The 18294-nt window shown below is 44.3% G+C and carries 18 protein-coding genes and 1 riboswitch; of the genes, 12 read left to right on the plus strand and 6 right to left on the minus strand.

All coding sequences use genetic code 11. The features are described from left to right. Positions 1–65: 65 nt before the first annotated feature. The 3 genes from AB4180_RS14980 to AB4180_RS14990 all read right to left on the minus strand — a co-directional run bounded on the left by AB4180_RS14980 (position 66) and on the right by AB4180_RS14990 (position 2775). A complete protein-coding gene (locus tag AB4180_RS14980) occupies positions 66–512 on the minus strand; it encodes a hypothetical protein (protein WP_017096386.1) in 447 nt (148 codons plus the stop codon). Continuing rightward, positions 509–1732 (minus strand): hypothetical protein, encoded by a 1224-nt coding sequence (locus AB4180_RS14985; protein WP_241820686.1) that lies wholly within the window; start codon positions 1730–1732, stop codon positions 509–511. The genes AB4180_RS14980 and AB4180_RS14985 overlap by 4 nt, the downstream gene beginning before the upstream one ends. A gap of 368 nt (positions 1733–2100) precedes the next feature. Beyond that, on the minus strand, positions 2101–2775 hold the full coding sequence (locus AB4180_RS14990; protein WP_017096384.1) for a glutathione S-transferase family protein: 675 nt from the start codon (positions 2773–2775) through the stop codon (positions 2101–2103). Between the two features lie 496 nt (positions 2776–3271). On the opposite strand from AB4180_RS14990, the gene AB4180_RS14995 reads away from it, so the two are divergent. The 11 genes from AB4180_RS14995 (at position 3272) to thiM (ending at position 13492) form a co-directional block, all read left to right on the plus strand. Beyond that, the gene (locus tag AB4180_RS14995; protein WP_017096383.1) at positions 3272–4369 is read left to right on the plus strand and encodes a YdcF family protein; all 1098 of its coding nucleotides are present in this window, start codon (positions 3272–3274) and stop codon (positions 4367–4369) included. A gap of 130 nt (positions 4370–4499) precedes the next feature. Beyond that, on the plus strand, positions 4500–4751 hold the full coding sequence (locus AB4180_RS15000; RefSeq protein WP_004731647.1) for a DUF2999 family protein: 252 nt from the start codon (positions 4500–4502) through the stop codon (positions 4749–4751). Positions 4752–5171: 420 nt separating this feature from the next. After that, complete coding sequence (locus AB4180_RS15005; protein WP_029223733.1) at positions 5172–6200, plus strand: DUF4382 domain-containing protein; 1029 nt, start codon at positions 5172–5174, stop codon at positions 6198–6200. Positions 6201–6381: 181 nt separating this feature from the next. Beyond that, the gene (locus AB4180_RS15010) at positions 6382–7110 is read left to right on the plus strand and encodes an AraC family transcriptional regulator (protein ID WP_029223732.1); all 729 of its coding nucleotides are present in this window, start codon (positions 6382–6384) and stop codon (positions 7108–7110) included. Between the two features lie 85 nt (positions 7111–7195). Further along, the gene (locus AB4180_RS15015; RefSeq protein WP_017096381.1) at positions 7196–8113 is read left to right on the plus strand and encodes a DMT family transporter; all 918 of its coding nucleotides are present in this window, start codon (positions 7196–7198) and stop codon (positions 8111–8113) included. A gap of 98 nt (positions 8114–8211) precedes the next feature. After that, positions 8212–8323, plus strand: a riboswitch (TPP riboswitch). A gap of 96 nt (positions 8324–8419) precedes the next feature. Next, on the plus strand, positions 8420–9328 hold the full coding sequence (thiD, locus tag AB4180_RS15020) for a bifunctional hydroxymethylpyrimidine kinase/phosphomethylpyrimidine kinase (protein ID WP_017096380.1): 909 nt from the start codon (positions 8420–8422) through the stop codon (positions 9326–9328). Further along, positions 9318–10076 (plus strand): ABC transporter ATP-binding protein, encoded by a 759-nt coding sequence (locus AB4180_RS15025; RefSeq protein ID WP_017096379.1) that lies wholly within the window; start codon positions 9318–9320, stop codon positions 10074–10076. Before thiD ends, AB4180_RS15025 begins: the two co-directional genes overlap by 11 nt. Next, positions 10069–10884 (plus strand): ABC transporter permease, encoded by an 816-nt coding sequence (locus AB4180_RS15030; protein ID WP_017096378.1) that lies wholly within the window; start codon positions 10069–10071, stop codon positions 10882–10884. Before AB4180_RS15025 ends, AB4180_RS15030 begins: the two co-directional genes overlap by 8 nt. A 118-nt stretch (positions 10885–11002) precedes the next feature. Continuing rightward, entirely contained in the window at positions 11003–11959 is a 957-nt protein-coding gene (locus tag AB4180_RS15035; protein ID WP_017096377.1) for an ABC transporter substrate-binding protein, read from the plus strand. An 8-nt stretch (positions 11960–11967) separates the two neighbouring features. Beyond that, on the plus strand, positions 11968–12636 hold the full coding sequence (gene tenA / locus AB4180_RS15040; RefSeq protein ID WP_017096376.1) for a thiaminase II: 669 nt from the start codon (positions 11968–11970) through the stop codon (positions 12634–12636). 70 nt (positions 12637–12706) lie between these two features. Continuing rightward, positions 12707–13492 (plus strand): hydroxyethylthiazole kinase, encoded by a 786-nt coding sequence (thiM, locus tag AB4180_RS15045; RefSeq protein WP_029223731.1) that lies wholly within the window; start codon positions 12707–12709, stop codon positions 13490–13492. 167 nt (positions 13493–13659) lie between these two features. On the opposite strand, the gene AB4180_RS15050 is transcribed toward thiM, so the two are convergent. Beyond that, entirely contained in the window at positions 13660–15603 is a 1944-nt protein-coding gene (locus AB4180_RS15050) for a methyl-accepting chemotaxis protein (RefSeq protein ID WP_102250283.1), read from the minus strand. A 259-nt stretch (positions 15604–15862) separates the two neighbouring features. Here AB4180_RS15050 and thiE point away from each other — a divergent pair, with 259 nt between their 5' ends. After that, entirely contained in the window at positions 15863–16480 is a 618-nt protein-coding gene (gene thiE / locus AB4180_RS15055; RefSeq protein WP_102250284.1) for a thiamine phosphate synthase, read from the plus strand. Between the two features lie 124 nt (positions 16481–16604). Here the strand turns inward: thiE and AB4180_RS15060 are convergent, their stop codons facing one another. Continuing rightward, complete coding sequence (locus AB4180_RS15060) at positions 16605–16949, minus strand: hypothetical protein (protein WP_009844840.1); 345 nt, start codon at positions 16947–16949, stop codon at positions 16605–16607. A gap of 418 nt (positions 16950–17367) precedes the next feature. After that, the gene (locus AB4180_RS15065) at positions 17368–18270 is read right to left on the minus strand and encodes a LysR family transcriptional regulator (protein WP_102250285.1); all 903 of its coding nucleotides are present in this window, start codon (positions 18268–18270) and stop codon (positions 17368–17370) included. Positions 18271–18294 lie beyond the last annotated feature (24 nt).

An 18294-nucleotide genomic window follows, 5' to 3' on the forward strand; every position in this document is an offset into this window, starting at 1 on the left:
AATAACGCTGTCTTAAACTTCTTACTTTTTTGCTCGTCAAATGTTAAGGCAGCAAAGTTTAGCCCTCATTTCTTGCAAAGTGATGGTTCAACGGCAAATTTCTTACCAAAGAATGGCATGTATCCTACTGGAGTTCCGGTACATTCTTGTAGCCCTGCCTCTTTATATCTCGACTCATAAATATAAGGTGTGGCAAGTGTTAATAGAATAGCTAAAGCAGCAAACCCTAAACTAGAAAGCGGCAATCTTGCACTGTACCTATCTTCCCACCGCTCTTCTGTTATCACATAGCATATACCCAAGATGAGCACTATTAGCATCATTACGCCCATAGGAATAACTGCGAGGTCAAATCGAGAGTATACCTCAACATCACCAATAGGTTGCCTTAATTCAATGATATTGTTCCATCCCATATAAAATGAAGCGGCTGTCATAATAGCAAAAAGCAGTGTACCTGCAGCTATCTTGTAAACTCTTTTGATTTTTTCTAATGCAGGTTTTAGCTTCATAATGGTTTCAAAATTAATTCATTTAGTGATGTTTTTATAAAGTGTCGGATTTCTGCCTCGACTACTTCTTTTCCTGTTTCCAGAGCCCCTTCTACAAGCATTTCGGCAAGATCTAAGAAGCTATCATAGGCGTCTTTTTGTAGCTCTTTCCCTTTCTCAACAGCTTCTTGTTGTGCTTTTTCTAGTAATTCTATCACTTTAGCAGTAATGCCATAGTGGTTATCCAATTCATTTAATACCATTGACGTTAATAATCCTGCAGCTACTACTACTACTAAATGTGCTGCAACGAAAGATGTTAGAGCCATTGCTGTAGCACCAAATGCAGCAGAGACAATCGAAGATATTCCTATTTTAACTAAATCTGTCGCCAGAGAACCGATGAGGTCAGTCAAAAACACTTCATCATTAAGTGCGTAGTCTAATATTCGATATCCAGCAGCGACATAAATAGTTAGAACGGTTCCAGATTTTATAGAGTGGGATAAGCCATACTTGCCAATACCTAGCTGTACAATCTTTGGATTATCGAGTCTGTAGTATGATGCTGTTAAAATACGTCTTAAGCCTGAATGACCAGTTAGTTTGATCATTTCATTGCCAATTTTGTTGAATTCAGTAGCCATTTTCATACCAAAAGTGGCTTTTAATCCAAGTTTTGTTGCCCTTAAACCATGGAGGTTAAATTGAGCAATAACCATTGAAGTTGATACAACATCCTTACCATTGACCCCATAATTAATCATAACTTGACTGCCAGTTGAGGTTGTCATGGACTTCCAAGTATCTTTAGTATCCATCCAGCCCCAACTTTGTAGGACTCTAAACGCCTCTTCTAAAGTTAAAAGCATAACTTCAGTGTGACTATTTTGTAATTGCGTCCTTAGCGCGTCATCAGGTAGTACCTTCGTATTGATGTATTCCCCCTCAATAAAATTATAAGGAGGCCAATACATATTTTCAGGGGCAATGTTTGCAGTTTGAGTCGGCGCATTTTGTTGTGCTGTTGCTTGCATGTACCCAGATTTTTTTAAGGGTGGTAAAAAGCCTTGCCCCATCCCTGGTGTAATACGAGATGCTTTGACTTCATTTTGGTAAGCCATAGAGGTTTTTGGGAAAAATGTGTCCTCATCGGCATTAGAATTGATCGTTGATTTGTTAGTTAGTTCAGCCTCACGAGCCATTGACCTTTCTGGAAAAATACTCTTATTGTCACTCATTGTTTTAACACCCAATTTAATTTGTTATGAATTCTACTGATGCAAGAAAAAAAATTATCCTAAATGAATAGTGATTTTAACTAAATTACTATGAGTGCGGAGAATCTCACATACCTTTCATTGGTCTAGTTGGTATGTGTCAGGTATAAAATAATAAATCGTAGATAAAGGGGCTGGGGTTAGTGAAAACGGGTCTTCCAACTAAGATGCTTATGCTTTAATAGCCCTACATTCATAGCTGTTCTTTAATTTAGTCAAGACCAAGATGCATGAATTTGAATTTTTCAATAACGAAGAGCCACATTGAGCGGCTCTCGCTATTTTAGACTTAGTCGTCGCTTCGAACAGTGTTAAGCCTTAAGTCTCTTCTACTTCGCATAATTCGACGGAAACAGTGCTCGTTTCGCTTCTTCATCACGTTCGGTTTTAAATTCAATGCCTTTACCAATCTCGCGGGCACGTAGTGCAGCAGGGCGAGTGTTGATCGTGTTAAACCAACGCTTCAAGTTCGGGTAAGGTTCTAAGCCTTCTTCACCAAGCACGAAAGGTGCTTTATCAATCCAACCCCATGCAGCGACATCGGCAATGGTGTACTCATTTCCGACGATAAACTCACGACCTTCCATATGCTTTTCTAACACTTCGTAATGACGTTGTGCTTCACGTAGGTAACGGTTCACAGCGTAGTCGAGGCCTGCTGGTGCAGCATGGCGGAAGTGTACCGATTGACCTGAATAAGGGCCAAGGCCGCTCGCGATAAACATCATCCAAGAGAGCAGTTCGGCTCTGTCTTCTGGCTGACCACCAAGCTTGCCTGTCTTCTCTGATAGGTACAAAAGTATAGCGTTAGAATCGAACACGCGTTGCCCATCGTCTTCAATGGCTGGTGTTTTTCCGTTCGGGTTTATTAAGCGATATTCCGGAGTGTGTTGCTCGCCCTTTAAGGTATCAACAGGAACGAGTTCAAAATCTAGGCCTGTCTCTTCTAGAAACAGAGCGATCTTCATTGGGTTGGGTGTTTGGTGAAAATAGAACTTAAGCATGGGGTAACTCCTTGTATTGGTGATTCATTAAAGCACCACTTGAACGACCGTTCAATAATTGATTTTAATTTATTTGAAAATCGGCTGATGCGTGTTTTAAGTCTATGTGCTTAAAACTTCTTTATTAGAGCGAGAATGGAATCGAGCGATTCAGTATGTTGAATTTCAAGTTGTTGAAAAAATTAGCTTAAAGTTGCTTTTTGGGCGTGTTTTTTTTTGCGGAGTTCGGGTTTGTGATGGGTGGTTTTCGGTGGAATAGGGCGTATGAAATCCGCAGTCAGATATTCCAACAAAAACGTTGAGCACTGGTTCAAACCAGAATTATCTGGATACACAGGCTTATTGGTAAGTTCAAAATCGTGATCTGTTGCCACATCTTATGCAACAAATGAATATTAACCTTGGAGAGTAAGGTTTGGTTCACGGTTTTTTAATCTTGGGGGCTTACATTGGGGAGCAAATCTGATGTGAACACTTAACGACACAGGATCTTTCCATGAAAAAGAACATTATCGCCCTCGCTCTTGGTGGCATGCTTGCTTTTGGCGCAACACCTTATTCTTTTGCCGCTAACGATGGCGCAGTACAAGCTTCAGCAGATTACGCGCAGTTGGTGACTAAGCGACAAGTTGTCGACCAATTACTTCTTGATGCGTTGCAGGCGTTTAAGTCTCCGGCAAGAATTTCTCACGCGGGCTTCACGGCTAAAATGCCAAGCAACATGGAAATTGTGACTAACCGATTGTTAGAAGCGTACCAGCTAGAACCTTACCGTACTGACTTGTTGATCTCGGCAGCGAACGCTCAGATCTACAACAAGAATGCAGAGCGCGCTATTGAGCTGTTTGAACAAGCACTGACAGTTGCGCCAGACGATGTCGACTTGCACGCATATCTTGCGGTTTGGCAGCGATTTGAAGGCAATGAAAGTGAATCGAATAAGCACATGGACAAGCTGGAAAGCCTGAACAAAGGTAAAGCAGAAGACATCAAACGTATTTTTGCAACGGTCGACCGCGTGTTAGAAACACCTCTTAAAGAGTCTGCGGATAAGGGACTGTTGAGCGACCACGGTGCCATCGTCACTTTGGGCTACGCGCTTAATCCAGATGGTTCTATGCATGAAATCTTGATTGAACGTCTTGAAACAACATTAGCAATGTCGAAAGCTAACCCTGACGCGATGATCGTCTTAACCGGCGGCGTGCCTAAGAACCATAAGACAGAAGGTAAGTTAATGGCGGATTGGCTTATCTCAAAAGGGGTAAGCAAAGACCGCATCATTGAAGAGAACTACGCGACTAGCACGGTAGGCAACGCCTTGTTTAGTAGCTATGCGCTTGCTCGTCATGATATTAAACATGCGACCATTATTAGCTCGGCAAGTCATGTTCGTCGTGGTCAAACTCTGTTTGAAATTGCGAGCTGGCAAACGGGCCCTCAGGGTATTACCTTCGATACGGTTTCTTACCCAGATAAGCCGCTAGAAGATCTTAAGAAAGCGAGCAGTGGTGAGCTTCTAGGCATCTACCGTGACGCACTGAGAACGTATGGTATGTGGAGCTACCGCTCTTACCCATTAGAGTCTCGCTAAGCCCAAGCATTATTTGCGTTTGGGAAAAGTGCGGTTCGCGTTAAACCAAAGCGTCACTTGTTAGTACAATCGAGCACAGCTAGATGGTATGCTGTGCTCCTATTTAATTTAGTGTTTCAAAGGCAAAAAAATGAACCCGATTTTAGCAATGTTGAAAGAGAACAATATTAGCGACGAGCAGATCAGCGAGCTATTCAAAACGCTGACAGAGAACCCTCTTGCAGCAATGGCGACAATCAGCCAACTTGGTTTACCACAAGATAAGCTTCAAATGCTGATGGGTCAGGTAATGCAAAACCCTGCGCTAATCAAAGAAGCAGTTGAAGAGCTTGGCCTAGATTTTTCTAAGGTTGAAGCCGCTAAAGAGCAACTTCAAAAATAAGTGAGTTTGACTGAGCTGATATCGTCTTAGCTTAATCAAAATTCAATGAGAAGGTCGTTTAAGTTCAGCAATAGGCTGTCTTAACGGCCTTTTTTGATCTTGGTGGCGATTATTAACTTCGATCAAGTTGCTTTCAAACATTCTCTCCGAGCCTATACATACCGCCTATTTCAACATAATTGACAGCAACCTTGCTAAATACGCGCGACTACTGACAATTTACTTACTAGACTTAATTAACCTATGTGCGATCTGATATGTGCACCTTGATGAACAAAGCTTTTGGATGAAGAAAGCCTTAAATAATGGGGCTAACCGATTTGGCCATAAGCGCGTTTATCTATGAGTCACATTAAGGAAAAGAATAAGAGGGCAACAAACTAAGCCCTCTATTAAGCAGTGATTTATAGGACATGAGTTATGAAGTATTTAAAGGAAACCGCTTTAGCGAGCCTTGTGCTGGCTGGGCTTGTCGGTTGTGGTGGTGATTCAGGTTCATCAAGCAGCACGACACCGATTACCTTGAGTGTGAGTGATGCGCCCATTGATGATGTTAAAGACGTCACTGTGACATTCAGTAAGGTGGCTTTACTTCCGGGACAGGGAGGTACGCCATTGGTTTATGACGTGTATAAAACGGACGAAAACGGTAACTACGTGGACAAAAACGGTGACCCATTGCCAGATGGTGAGGAGCCTATTCCATTAAGTGTTAATTTATTGGATTACCAAGGCAGCGAGGCGCTTCCTTTGATCAAAAATGAGGTCATCCCGGTCGGCAGTTATAAGTTGTGTGCGTTTGCCCATGATGGTGACCACCCAACAACACCTTCTTACGTTATAGAAAACGATGATACGAACCGTCAGTTAACTGTGAAAGGTGAAGGTGCATGCCCGCAAGGTGTGGGTAAAGAAGATAACGCTGGTGTGCTGTATTTTAACAACTCATTTAATGTGAACCAACAAAGTAACGATTTTGTTGTTGAGTTCGATCTGCGACGCGGCTTAAAGAACAGTTCAAGTCTCCCTGATTACACCATTCAAAGAACGTCTGTGAGCCTTATCAATACGGTTGAGACAGGAAACATTGAAGGTACTGTAGCGACAACAACTTTTGGAGCTTGTAACCCTACAAATGACAATACCTTCGTTCAATCGGTTTATTTGTATGAAGGTGACATCGTTAAAGCTGACATGGCACCAATTGGTGGTCCAGCGGAGAAAAAACCGATCACTTCAGCGTCAGTGACATTGAATAAAGCGAAGACCAACTATGAGTTTTCTCTGGGCTTCATTGATTCAGGTACTTACTCTTTAGGCTATACCTGTACTGCACAGCATGACAGTGATGAAGACAATGCCGATCCGGTTGCTGATGGTTTTGAAATCTATGCTGTTGAAAATAGTGTTCAGGTAGTGATTGGTCAGAACAGCCAAGTATCGTTTTAAACCTTTAACGTGATTTACCACTCTATAATAAATACGGCCTCTCAATTAGAGTAGAGGCCGTTTTTGATCATGTCACCTAGCTAGCATGAATTTGATGCGCATTAAGTGTGACTCTAGGGAAGTGATAATGTAACTTTGTATCTCTTACTTTAACCTAGCGAAATGTACTCCGGCGTTGCTCATGAAATCTAGCTTAAGCATTCGATCTTACACCAAGCAGTTTAATACTCATGCTCATGATGACCATCATCAATTGGTATTGCCGATCCAAGGCAGTATTAATATTGAAATGGTGGGGTATGTCGGCAAAGTGGCCGTGGGAGAATGTGTGGTGATTCCGGTAACCACAGCGCATGCGTTTAAGGCGGATGAAGCAGCGCGGTTTATTGTCGCGGATATGGCGGAGTTGCCGCAGCACTTGTTAGAGCATGAGCTCTCGGTTTTTACGATCACACCACCTTTGATGAGCTTCTTACTGTTTGTTGAGAAGCAGCTGGAATATCAGGTCGATAGTGGCATTGAGTCATCAGTTTTGGATGTGTTTTCATTGCTGTTAGAGCAACAACAAGTCAGCAAGAGTATCGACCCAAGAATCCGTGCGGTACAAAGGCTGATTGCGGATAACTACACCCAGCCGTTATCCATTTCACAACTTGCTGAAACGGCCTGTTTGAGCCCTACTCAATTCAAAAAACGCTTCAAAGAATGTCTGGGCATCAGTGCGCTTAAATACATCACTCGATATCGTATGGAGAAAGCCCAAGCCTTGTTAACTCACACCGATTTACCGGTTCAATTGATTGCTGAAAATGTGGGATATAGTGATGTTTCTGCTTTCAGTCGTCGCTTCTCTCAGCACTTTGGTATGTCCCCAAGGGCGTTTCTAGGCTCAATGAAAGAGAGTCTTTAGAAACAACAATAGCGTCCTTTTGGCAAACTAACTCTTATCAATTTTCACTATTATCTATTTCAGAACTGAAAATTGGGTAATAGAAATGAGTCTTGCCATCAATCGCGTTAACGAATTCCAAACGGGCACTTTAGCCATCTTGTTTGCTTCTATTTTATGGGGCACGACAGGCACCGCCGCAAGTTTTGCTCCTGATCTAAGCCCATTAGCGATTGGTGCTTTTTCTATGGGCGTCGGTGGCCTAATGCAAGCGGGCTTGGCATATCGAAAAATCCTATTCGCTTTCGACAAGCTTTTGCAGAATAAGAAGCTGTTGGCAGTGAGCGCTTTGGCTTTGGCGGTCTACCCGTTAGCTTTCTATTCTTCAATGAAATTATCAGGTGTGGCGATTGGTACCGTGGTTTCGATTGCGACCGCACCTTTCTTTTCGGCACTGTTAGAGTGTCTGATTAGCAAAAAGAATAATATCAACAAACGTTGGCTCACTAGCTTTGCGATTGGTGTGGTAGGTATTGGATTGTTGGTGTTTTCAGAATCTTCATCGGCGAACGAATCCGGTGATGATCTCAAGCTGTTAGGTATTGGCTTAGGTCTGGTCGCTGGGTTGTGTTACGCCATTTATTCTTGGGCGACAAAAGCACTGATCGATAAAGGGATTAAGTCACAAGCAGCGATGGGCAGTATTTTTGGCCTTGGTGCGATGCTGTTGCTGCCAACGCTCTGGTTTACGGGTGAGAACCTGTTTTCCTCGCAGATTAACGTATTAGTCATCAGCTATCTTACGTTAATCCCACAATGCTTAGGCTATATCGCGTTCAGTTTTGGTTTACGCCACGTCACCGCGAGCAGTGCCAATCTGCTGACCTTGTTTGAACCAGTAGTCGCAGCGGTGCTTGCCGTTTGTGTTGTCGGTGAGCTGATTCCTTTTACAGGCTGGTTAGGTATGTCTCTGATTGTGTTGTGCTTGTTTATACAGTCGAAGCCATCTAAAGGAACGTTATAAGTATTTGTTTTGTTGGGCCTAATTGAAATTTGTTCATGCGGAATTAGTATAATTGAATAAAATGAGTATCTCAGTTTTAAGAGTGCTGTTATTATCGCTATCAATAGTCGGGGGGCATATACCTTATTTGGTGTTTGCTGAGATCGTTAGTCGAGACCCGTTGAACCTGATTCAGTTAACACTGGCGTAGGGAACTATGAGCACTCGATCTACGTCTGCACCCATGAAAGCTTTCATGAGCCTAATGCGACTTCTCCTTCGATCAGTGTTCGTTCTCCTACGTCTTGTAAGATAGTAGGAGCGACAATGACACACAGTTCTATTTCAAAAGCTTTAACGCCAAAAGCCTCAACTCCAAAATCCTCAACACAGCAGCACTCTGCTGAAGACACGACTCGCACGAATACTCCGATTGTTTTAACCATCGCGGGTTCTGACAGTGGCGGCGGTGCAGGTATCCAAGCTGATATTAAAGCCATGTCTGCTACCGGTAGTTTTGCTTGTTCTGTGATTACCGCTATCACTTCCCAGAACACTCAAGGCGTTTCCGCCATTTTTCCTATTCCACTCGACCATGTCGCTAGCCAGTTAGATGCGGTTTTTACTGATCTCAATATCGTGGCAGTGAAAGTCGGCATGTTGGCTGATTCTCAAATCATCAAAGTCGTTGCTGACAAAATTAAGCAGTACCAACCTAAGCATCTTGTAATTGACCCTGTAATGGTCGCGACAAGTGGCGATCTTCTTCTAGAAAACTCAGCTATCACGACGCTAAAGCAAGAGTTGATTCCGCTGGCAGACATTATCACCCCTAACTTACCAGAAGGCGCGGCATTAACAGGCAAGCCAGTACCTGAAAGCGAAGCTGAAATGCAGGGCATGATTGAGGACCTGCGTGCTTTGGGCGCGAAAGCGGTACTCCTAAAAGGCGGCCATTTAGAGAAAGATGAAAACAGTAACGACTTACTGATTCTACCAACCACCTCTGCCTTGATTAGTGCTAAGCGTTTCCCGACTAAAAACACCCACGGCACGGGCTGTACGCTTTCATCTGCCATTGCTTCTTTCTTGGCTCAGGGCAACACGCTGGCAGAAGCTGTTGACCTAGGCAAACAATACATTTCTCGCGCGATTGCTCATGCTGATGAGTTGCAAGTTGGTCAAGGTCATGGCCCGGTAAATCACTTCTTCGCTGGACACGGTAATGTCCGTTAATACGATTGGCGTTCAACTCAGCAATGCCTCTTTACGTTATAACGACAGTGAGCACGCGACCTTGTCTGGGTTGTCGCTTAGCTTAAACGCAGGTAAGTGGACGGTATTGCTAGGTCGAAGTGGCTGCGGAAAAACCACGGTGTTGCGTTATCTGGCAGGCTTACTGGACGATAAGGTGGAGTGGCAGGGCACATTGGCAACGTCTGATGAATTGCCTTTAACGGATCGCATCGCATACATGGCACAGCAAGACTTGTTACTGCCATGGTTGTCGGTTATCGACAATGTTTGCCTAAGTCATCGTTTTCAAAATCCAGCTTCTGATAAAGCACTGCAAACCAATCAAGCACTAGAGTTGCTCGCTGCGGTTGGTTTGGCTGATCACGCGTCTACTATGCCAAATCAATTGTCTGGCGGTATGCGTCAGCGTGTTGCTTTGGCTCGCACTTTAATGCAAGACAAACCAGTGGTACTGATGGATGAGCCTTTCTCTGCGCTGGATGCGGTAACAAGACATAAGTTACAGAGCTTAGCTTGTGAACTGTTAAGAGATAAAACCGTTGTGTTGATTACTCATGATCCACAAGAAGCGGTGCGTTTGGCGGATAACTTGTATGTGTTGCAAGGCACTCCGGCGAGTGCACAGTCACTGTCTGTGCCTAATACAGCGACACCAAGAGTGTTAGACGGTGAATGTGCTGAGTTACAACAAGCGATCTTAGATCAGTTGGAGCGTGATTATGAATGATCTAACGCGAAGCGAAGCTGTGGCGCGTTCAGCTAACGTACAGACTACCACTACACGCCCTCGTCAGATGAATCCCGTTATGCGTTTGCTTATCAGCAGTGCTGTGATTCTCGGTTTATGGCAAATGGTGGTGGTTATCTTTGAGATGCCTAGCTTCATTCTGCCAGCGCCTGCAGAAGTCTTTTTAAAACTTATTGAACGTTACGATGTGCTACTCAAACACACTTGGGTGACTGCGCAGGAGATCTTACTTGGTCTATTGCTCGGTTTATCCATGGGGCTGTTTTTCGCCCTACAGATGTTGATGTTCGAACCGCTGAAACGCTGGTTGTTGCCTATCTTAATTGCTAGCCAAGCCATCCCTGTGTTTGCGATTGCGCCAGTATTGATGCTGTGGCTGGGTTATGGCATCGCATCAAAAGTCGTGATGGCGGCGATCATTATCTTCTTCCCCGTGACCACTTGTTGTTACGACGGTCTGCGAAATACACCGACTGGTTATCTTGATCTTGCTAAGACCATGGGTGCATCGAAGTGGCAATTGCTCCGTTATATCCAATTGCCGGCGGCACTACCAACACTGGCGTCTGGTATTCGTGTCGCTGTGGTGATTGCCCCAATTGGTGCGGTTGTCGGCGAGTGGGTGGGTTCGAGTGAAGGGCTGGGTTACCTAATGCTGCAAGCGAACGCACGCATGATCATTGATGAGATGTTTGCAGCCTTGTTCATCTTGGCGGTGCTGTCTATCTCGCTCTACTTCATCACAGACAAATTACTCAAAAAAGCTATCCCTTGGGAGAACCAGTGATGGTTCGCTCAATAACACTTGTTTAATAAAGCTTCGCTCACGCTATTTATCTAAACAAAACTTCGTTAAAAATTAGCTCGATACACACAATAATAATATTCAAAAGGAAAGGTTAACTATGAAAAATACCAAATTGGTAGGTGCAGTGGCACTACTTGCTTCACTAGTTTCAGGTCACGCATTAGCGGATTCTGAACAAAAGAAACTGACACTGATGTTGGATTGGTTTGTGAACCCGAACCACGGCCCAATTGTGATTGCTCAAGAGCGTGGTTACTTTGCTGATCAAGGCCTAGAGGTTGAAATCCAAGAGCCAGCAGACCCAAGCACGCCAGCAAAATTGGTCGCAGCAGGTAAGGTCGATTTAGCGGTAACTTACCAACCAAGTTTAACCATGGATGTAGCGGCAGGTTTGCCTCTCGTTCGTGCATCTACTCTTATCGCAACGCCACTGAATACGTTGATGGTTTTAGATAATGGCAAGAACGATTCACTAGCGGATCTGAAAGGCAAAAAGATCGGTATTGCGATTGCGGGTAACGAAGAAGCGACCATCGGCACCATGCTAGCTCAAGAAAATGTTGCGTTTACAGACGTGCAAACCATCAATGTCGGTTGGGCACTGTCGTCTTCATTGGCATCAGGCAAGGTAGACGCAATTTGGGGTGGCTTACGTAACTTCGAAACTAACCAGTTAGCCCTTGAAGGCTTTAAAGCGAAAGCATTCTTCCCAGAAGAGCACGGTGTACCCGCTTACGACGAGCTTATCTTTGTTGCGAACGCAAAGCAGCACGACGATGAAGCGATCAAAGCATTCAACAAAGCATTGGAACAAGCAACGACTTACATTGTGAACCACCCACAAGAGTCATGGGGTGAGTTTGTGGCGTATTCACCAGATACGTTGAATAACGAACTTAACCAACGCGCATGGAACGACACGCTGACTCGTTTCGCACTTCGCCCTTCTGCAGTGGATATGAAGCGTTACGACGATTACGCACAGTTTATGTTCGACAAAGGCATCATCAAATCACTACCCAAAGCCGCTGATTACGTACCGACTTTTGACTAAGGAATCTCATGAAATACCAAGACTTAATCCAAGCCTGTCAGCAAGATTGGCAAGACTACACCGAGCATGATTTTGTTAAAACGCTGGCGAACGGCACCCTCGCTCAGCCGTGTTTTTTGCATTACCTGAAGCAAGATTTTCTGTTTTTGAAGCAGTATGCTCGCGCTTATGCATTGGCAATTTACAAGGCTAAAACCTTGGCTGATATGCGTCGTGCACTGCCAAGTGTTCATGCGCTGCTAGATTCTGAAATCTCTCACCATGTGACTTACTGTGGTCAGTGGGGTTTAACTGAGTCGGATTTAGAAAACGAACCGGAAGATTTCGGCACAGTTGCCTACACGCGCTACGTTCTAGATGCGGGTATGACGGGTGATCTTGTCGACTTATATGCGGCATTGGCTCCGTGTTCAATTGGTTACGCTGTTATCGGTAAAGTGTTGTTAGAGAGCAGTGATACCGTATTAGAAGGCAACCCATATGCGAGCTGGTTGCAACTGTATGGCGGTGAAGAATTCCAGTCTGGTGTGGCAACGGGTGCGGAATACTTCAATCAACTGCTTGCTGAAATTGATATCAACAGCGAGCGCGGTCAGAACATCGTTCATATCTTCAAAACCGCAACGCGTATGGAAGTGGCTTTTTGGCAGCAAGGGCTGAACGCTCTTAATGACTAATCACGGCTAAACCTTGTCGCTAGCCAACCTGCAGCGGCTTAAAACGACTTTCACGAATAAGGATTTACCCATGCTAACTGAACAAATCATCCAATCGTTGCGCGCAGTACGAGAGCAAAAACCACTGGTTGTGAACATTACCAACTACGTCGTGATGAACAATACGGCCAATGCGTTATTGGCGATTGGCGCTTCACCTATCATGGCGCACTCACAACAAGAACTGGCTGAGATGATGTCTTTCTCTGGCGCGCTTGTGATTAACATTGGCACGCTCGACAGTGTTTGGACGCCAAGAATGCGTTTCGCGGTTGAACAAGCGAATGCCAATAGCAAGGTTGTGGTTCTTGACCCGGTGGGTTGTGGCGCAAGTACGCTGCGTACCGAGACTTCTCGTGAAATTGCACGCTTAGCGGATAAGTTGATCATTCGTGGCAACGCGTCTGAGGTTATCGCGTTAGCGGGCGAGCAAGCACAGAGCAAAGGCGTTGATGCGCTAGATAGCAGTGATGCTGCATTAGGCGCAGCGCAATGCTTAGTCGTTGAATACGGTGCGAATGTGGTGATTTCTGGTGAGACAGATTACGTTGTCACCAAAGACAGTGTTGTGACGTTAAACAACGGTCATCCAATGATGCCGTATGTAACCGGCATGGGTTGTACTTTAACGGCATTGACGGGCGCATTTGCTGCTGTTGGTGATGAAAGTGGTTTGGCTGCTGCGGCGGTATTGGGTGTGGTTGGTGAAATCGCAGCTGAGAACTCACGCGGCCCAGGTAGTTTGCAAATGAACTTACTTGATGAGTTATATCAATTTGATGAAGAGACTCTGATTCAACGTTTGAAGATTCAGTAGATTCAATCTGGCTATAAGCACTTAGCTCACTAAAAAGCCCCCAACACGAATGTGCTGGGGGCTTTCTTATTATATAAACCGTGTTCGCTATGTTTTCAATAAGCGAGGCTCTAAATAACAGAGACTTTGAATAACAGAGACTTTGAATAACAGAGACAGAAAGTTAGCTAGGTTCTAAATCGATTCACTTGGTTTTCTAAGTGATGAGCAACTTCGGTTAAGTCGCTCGCTGCACCTGAAATGCTGCTGACTGACTCTTGGTTACTTTGTGCGATGGTATTGGCACCTTGCGCATTTTCACCCAGTGACTTGGTTAAGCAGTCTTGCTCATCGACGGATATCGCGATTTGGCTGTTGGCCTGATTCAAATCTTGGATGTGTTGGTTAATCACATGCAAGTTCTGAGAAGCTTGTTGCGCCTGAGTCGAAGCATCAGAAACCGTACTGTGACTCTCTTTGATTGACTCGAGTGCATCTTTAGCGCCACGTTGTAACGAGGTGATGAGCTCATCAATTTGGCTAGCTGAATCTTGGGTACGCTTAGCTAGCGTTCTCACTTCATCGGCTACGACTGCAAATCCACGACCTTGTTCACCCGCACGAGCGGCTTCAATGGCAGCGTTCAATGCCAATAGGTTAGTTTGCTCAGAAACGCCTTTGATTACTTCAAGAATGGCACCAATGTTCATCGACTCTTTGTGTAGGTCAGTCACTTTCTGGCTGCTGACCTGCATGCTTTCATCGGCGCTGCCAATTTCATGCAGTGTTTTGTCTACTTCTTTGAGTCCCATCGCCACATTCTCGGTTGCTTGGTTAGCAACTTGAGACGCGTGGTTAGCACTTGCAGCAATTTCTGATGTGCTGGAAGCCAATTGATCAACGGCAGAAGAGATATTGATCATCTCGATATTCAATTGTGTTGCGTTGGTCGAGCTGTTATTGGTCACTTGATTGAGTGACTCCGACATCTCACCAATACGCACGCTAGAGCGGTTCACTTGACCAACAATATCGCGCAGAGATTCAATGGTGATCTCCATATTAGTCAGCAGTTCGCCAATCTCATTCTTGCTCTCAATGTTCACTTCAACATTTAAGTTACCTTGAGAAAGCTCATTGGTGATCTGTTTAACTTGTGCGATGCCTTTGGTGATAGAGCGAGTCACCAAAACGGCGCTCGTCATGCCAATCACTAAAGCCACACCCGTTAGCAAGATGATGATTTGAACTGAACGTTTTTCACTGGCTTGCAGTACTGGCGTGAGTGCTTGTTTCTGCTGCTCGAGAATACTTTGAGCATCCGCGACCGCGATAGCCAAGCTGTCTCCAATCGAGGCAAGAGTCGCAGTTCTTTGGGTGTTCTCGATCATTTGTTGATGAACTTGCTCAAAGCCTTTTGCATACGCTTCGCGCTGATTCGAGAAGTCTTCAATCAGCTCACTTTGATAAGGCGATGATTTAAGAGATTCAATGTCGCCTTCAATACCTGGTAGCGCGTATTCAAAGATATCTTTACCCGCCTCATAGGTTTTAAGGTCATTGTTGTTTGAATAACTGAGTACGGTGATCTTGGCTGCGAGGAAATTCTCCATCAACATGCCCGCGTATAAACTCGCGTTAGGATCATTGTTATTGTAAGACTCATACAATAAGCTCTGAGCCGCTTTCAATGCGTTGGTTTCTCGTTTGACCATCTCGACATTCACCAATTGGTCGATGAGCAGCTGGCTCTGTTTCATTGAGCCATAAGCCGTGTCAAATGCCGCCACGCTGTCTTGCACTAATTGCAGACTAGCTAGGCTATCAGTTTTGGTGGTGGTTTGGATTAAGTTGTTGAGCAGTTCATCAATCGCGAGTTTACTTGATTGATAATTCGTTTCGTATTGCTCATCCAATGACTTTAAGTAACGCTCAGAGGCTAAGCGCATCTGTAGAAAATGCACTTGAATGTTGCCTGACAGTGTCGCTTTCTGGCTAAGTACACTGTATTGACTAAAGCCGTTCGACAAGGTTTGGATACCTTTGTAACTCACAAAGCCTGAAATGACGAAAAAGAGCAAGCAGATGGCATAACCTAGCTTGATCTTAAATGCTATAGAAAGGTGGCGCATAACTATCCCTATATTTACCTGATTCCTTCACTGCGAAGTATTCCATAAAACAGTGTTCTGGGCAGGCTTAAGTGAATAGTTTGTGTAATAAGTAACGCTTTCGTTAAAAAATCCGGTTTTTTAGTATCTTTTCAATGAGTTGCATATTTGTTGGAGCATGCTTAATTGAGCTAATTGTTTATTAACTTCCATGCACATGATGCGAATTGTCGGTAAAATAGTAGAAACGCAATTTAGACTCCGACTCCAAAGGCACGATATGAACCCTTATAAGCTCTACTTGGTTACTGATGACCAGCAAGATCTAGAAACGCTTAAGTTTGTAGTTGAACAAGCAATCGCTGGTGGTGTCACTATGGTTCAAGTAAGAGAGAAGCATGGAGATGTCAGAGCTTTCATTGAACGTGCGCAGGCCGTTAAGTCGATTTTGGCTGGCTCTGGTGTCCCGATGATCATTAACGATCGGGTAGACGTTACGTTGGCTGTGGATGCTGACGGCTTACATTTAGGACAGTCTGATATGCCTGCTGAGTTAGCACGTCAGTTGATTGGCCCAGACAAGATTCTTGGGTTATCAATTGAAACTGAACAGCAGTTACAAGAAGCCGATAGCTTACCGATCGATTACATTGGCCTCAGTGCGCTTTTTGCCACACCGACCAAGACGAATCTAAAGAAACATTGGGGCTATGATGGAATTAAAATGGCGTTGGAGACAACGAAGCTACCGATTGTCGGTATTGGTGGAATTAACGAATCGAACATCCCGCAGTTAGTTGAGAGCGGTATTCATGGGTTAGCACTGGTATCTGCGATATGTCACGCTGAAGATCCAAAACAAGCGACGCGGGATCTGTTGTCTCTGATGGGAGAGTGAAGGCTTTTAGACTAGAAGATAAATGAGTTTAACTGTTTGTTTTCTAGCTAAAACATAAGCACAGATATGTGCTTATGTTTATCGCTTGAGCTTTTAAGGCAATTTATTTAATACACAGTTTGGTTTACTGAGCGCATAAAGCAACAGTACCGATGATCATAAGAACGATCGCGGCATACCAGCCGTATTGTGCGGTCTTATCAGCAACAAACACCTTAATGTAGTTGAGTTCTTCATGCGCCATTGCAATGAAGTCTGTGTAGTTTATCGATAACTCGCGGCTGGCTTCTTTCAAGTCTTGCTGAAGTTTGTTGAAAGCCTCATCGATGAAGCCTTTTGTTTCTGAAACAGACGGAGTAGCAACCAAAGTTAAGCTATTCCAAACTGCCATACGCGATTCATACTCGCTTTCACTGACACAATTAAGTACGCGTAAATCATACTCTCGTTTGTTACGCTCTTTGCCCATTTTCTCAGGGCAAATATTTCTTAAAACGTTCACGACAAATTTTCCAAAAGGTTCATTTAGATATAAAAAAGCACTCGAAGAGGGCTCATAAACTGGGTGCGAATCAATATTCAAAAGTGATCTATTTGAAGCTTTCACAAGTGGTTGCAGGGCAGGGGCACTTATGTGGGAGATTTGAAGTTGGGTCAGTGGTGTTAAAGAGCGATTTGGGTTTGTCGATATCAGTTTGATAAGACAAACCCTTTGGGATCGCATACTAGTTATGTCACTTTGGGATATCAACTAGGGTGTTTTATCCACACGACAAAGAAAATTATCGGCACGAAAAGCGTAAATGAGGTAGTGCTGGAGAAAACACAACCGTCATTGACTTAGGATTCAGTTGCTGAAATAGGCTGAACTCAAGAATTGGGGGAGATTAGTTGGCTTGCCATTGATTGTTCTCTAATGAGTGGCCTTTTAGTTTTTCAAGTAAACTTGTTAACACTGGGCCATTGATATGGCTGCGAGACACCAAACAACCCACTGGAGTAATCCAACCACCATGCTCGTGTGCCACTGGCAGTGCTACGAGATCACCTTTCTGAATCCCTTCCATCACCATCATTTCAGGCACATTTGCCCACCCTACGTTCTGTTCAACGAGATCGATGATCGTTTTGTGGTTGTTGGCATACCAAAGCATGGAGCTGATGCCATAGGTGAACCACAATTCGCGCTGCTTAGAACTACGATGCACACATTGGCGGTAGCGCTTTAGGTCTGAGTCTTGAACGACGGGCATTTGGCTCAGCTCGTGAGTGGCGGAGCTAACTGTAAGAAAACGTGCTTGACCCAGTAAGAAGAAGTCCATATCTACTTTAAGTTCACCATCCGCATAGATGATGCCTATCTGTGCTTTGCCGCGTCTGACTAAGTCTTCAACATCGAAGGTTGAGGTGGTAATAATATCGAAGTGTGTGATTGGAAACTGATCGGCTAGTGATCTGATTATCTTAATGAAATTCTTATCTATGATGCTCTCATCAATGGCAATGATCAGTTCGTGTTCATCTTCTTGTGTCAGCGATTCTACTTTTTGGTCGAAGTACTTTTGTTGGTCGAGAATCGACTTAGCGACAGGCAATAAGGCTTTACCTGTGTTGGTCAAAACAGGGATGTTTTTCTCACGGTTAAACAGCTCTTGGTCGATGGCAATTTCTAGGTTGGCGATCGATTGGCTGACACCAGACTGAGCGCGTTTCAGCTTGCGTGCTGCGGCAGAGAAAGAGCCACTTTCACACACAGTGACGAAGACTTTTAATTGCTCAAAACTGTACATGTTACTTCTCGCTCAATAGCAAAT

Origin of the sequence: Vibrio sp. 10N.286.49.C3, assembly GCF_041469545.1 — a bacterium.
In the GTDB taxonomy this organism is placed as follows: Bacteria; Pseudomonadota; Gammaproteobacteria; order Enterobacterales; family Vibrionaceae; genus Vibrio; species Vibrio tasmaniensis_A.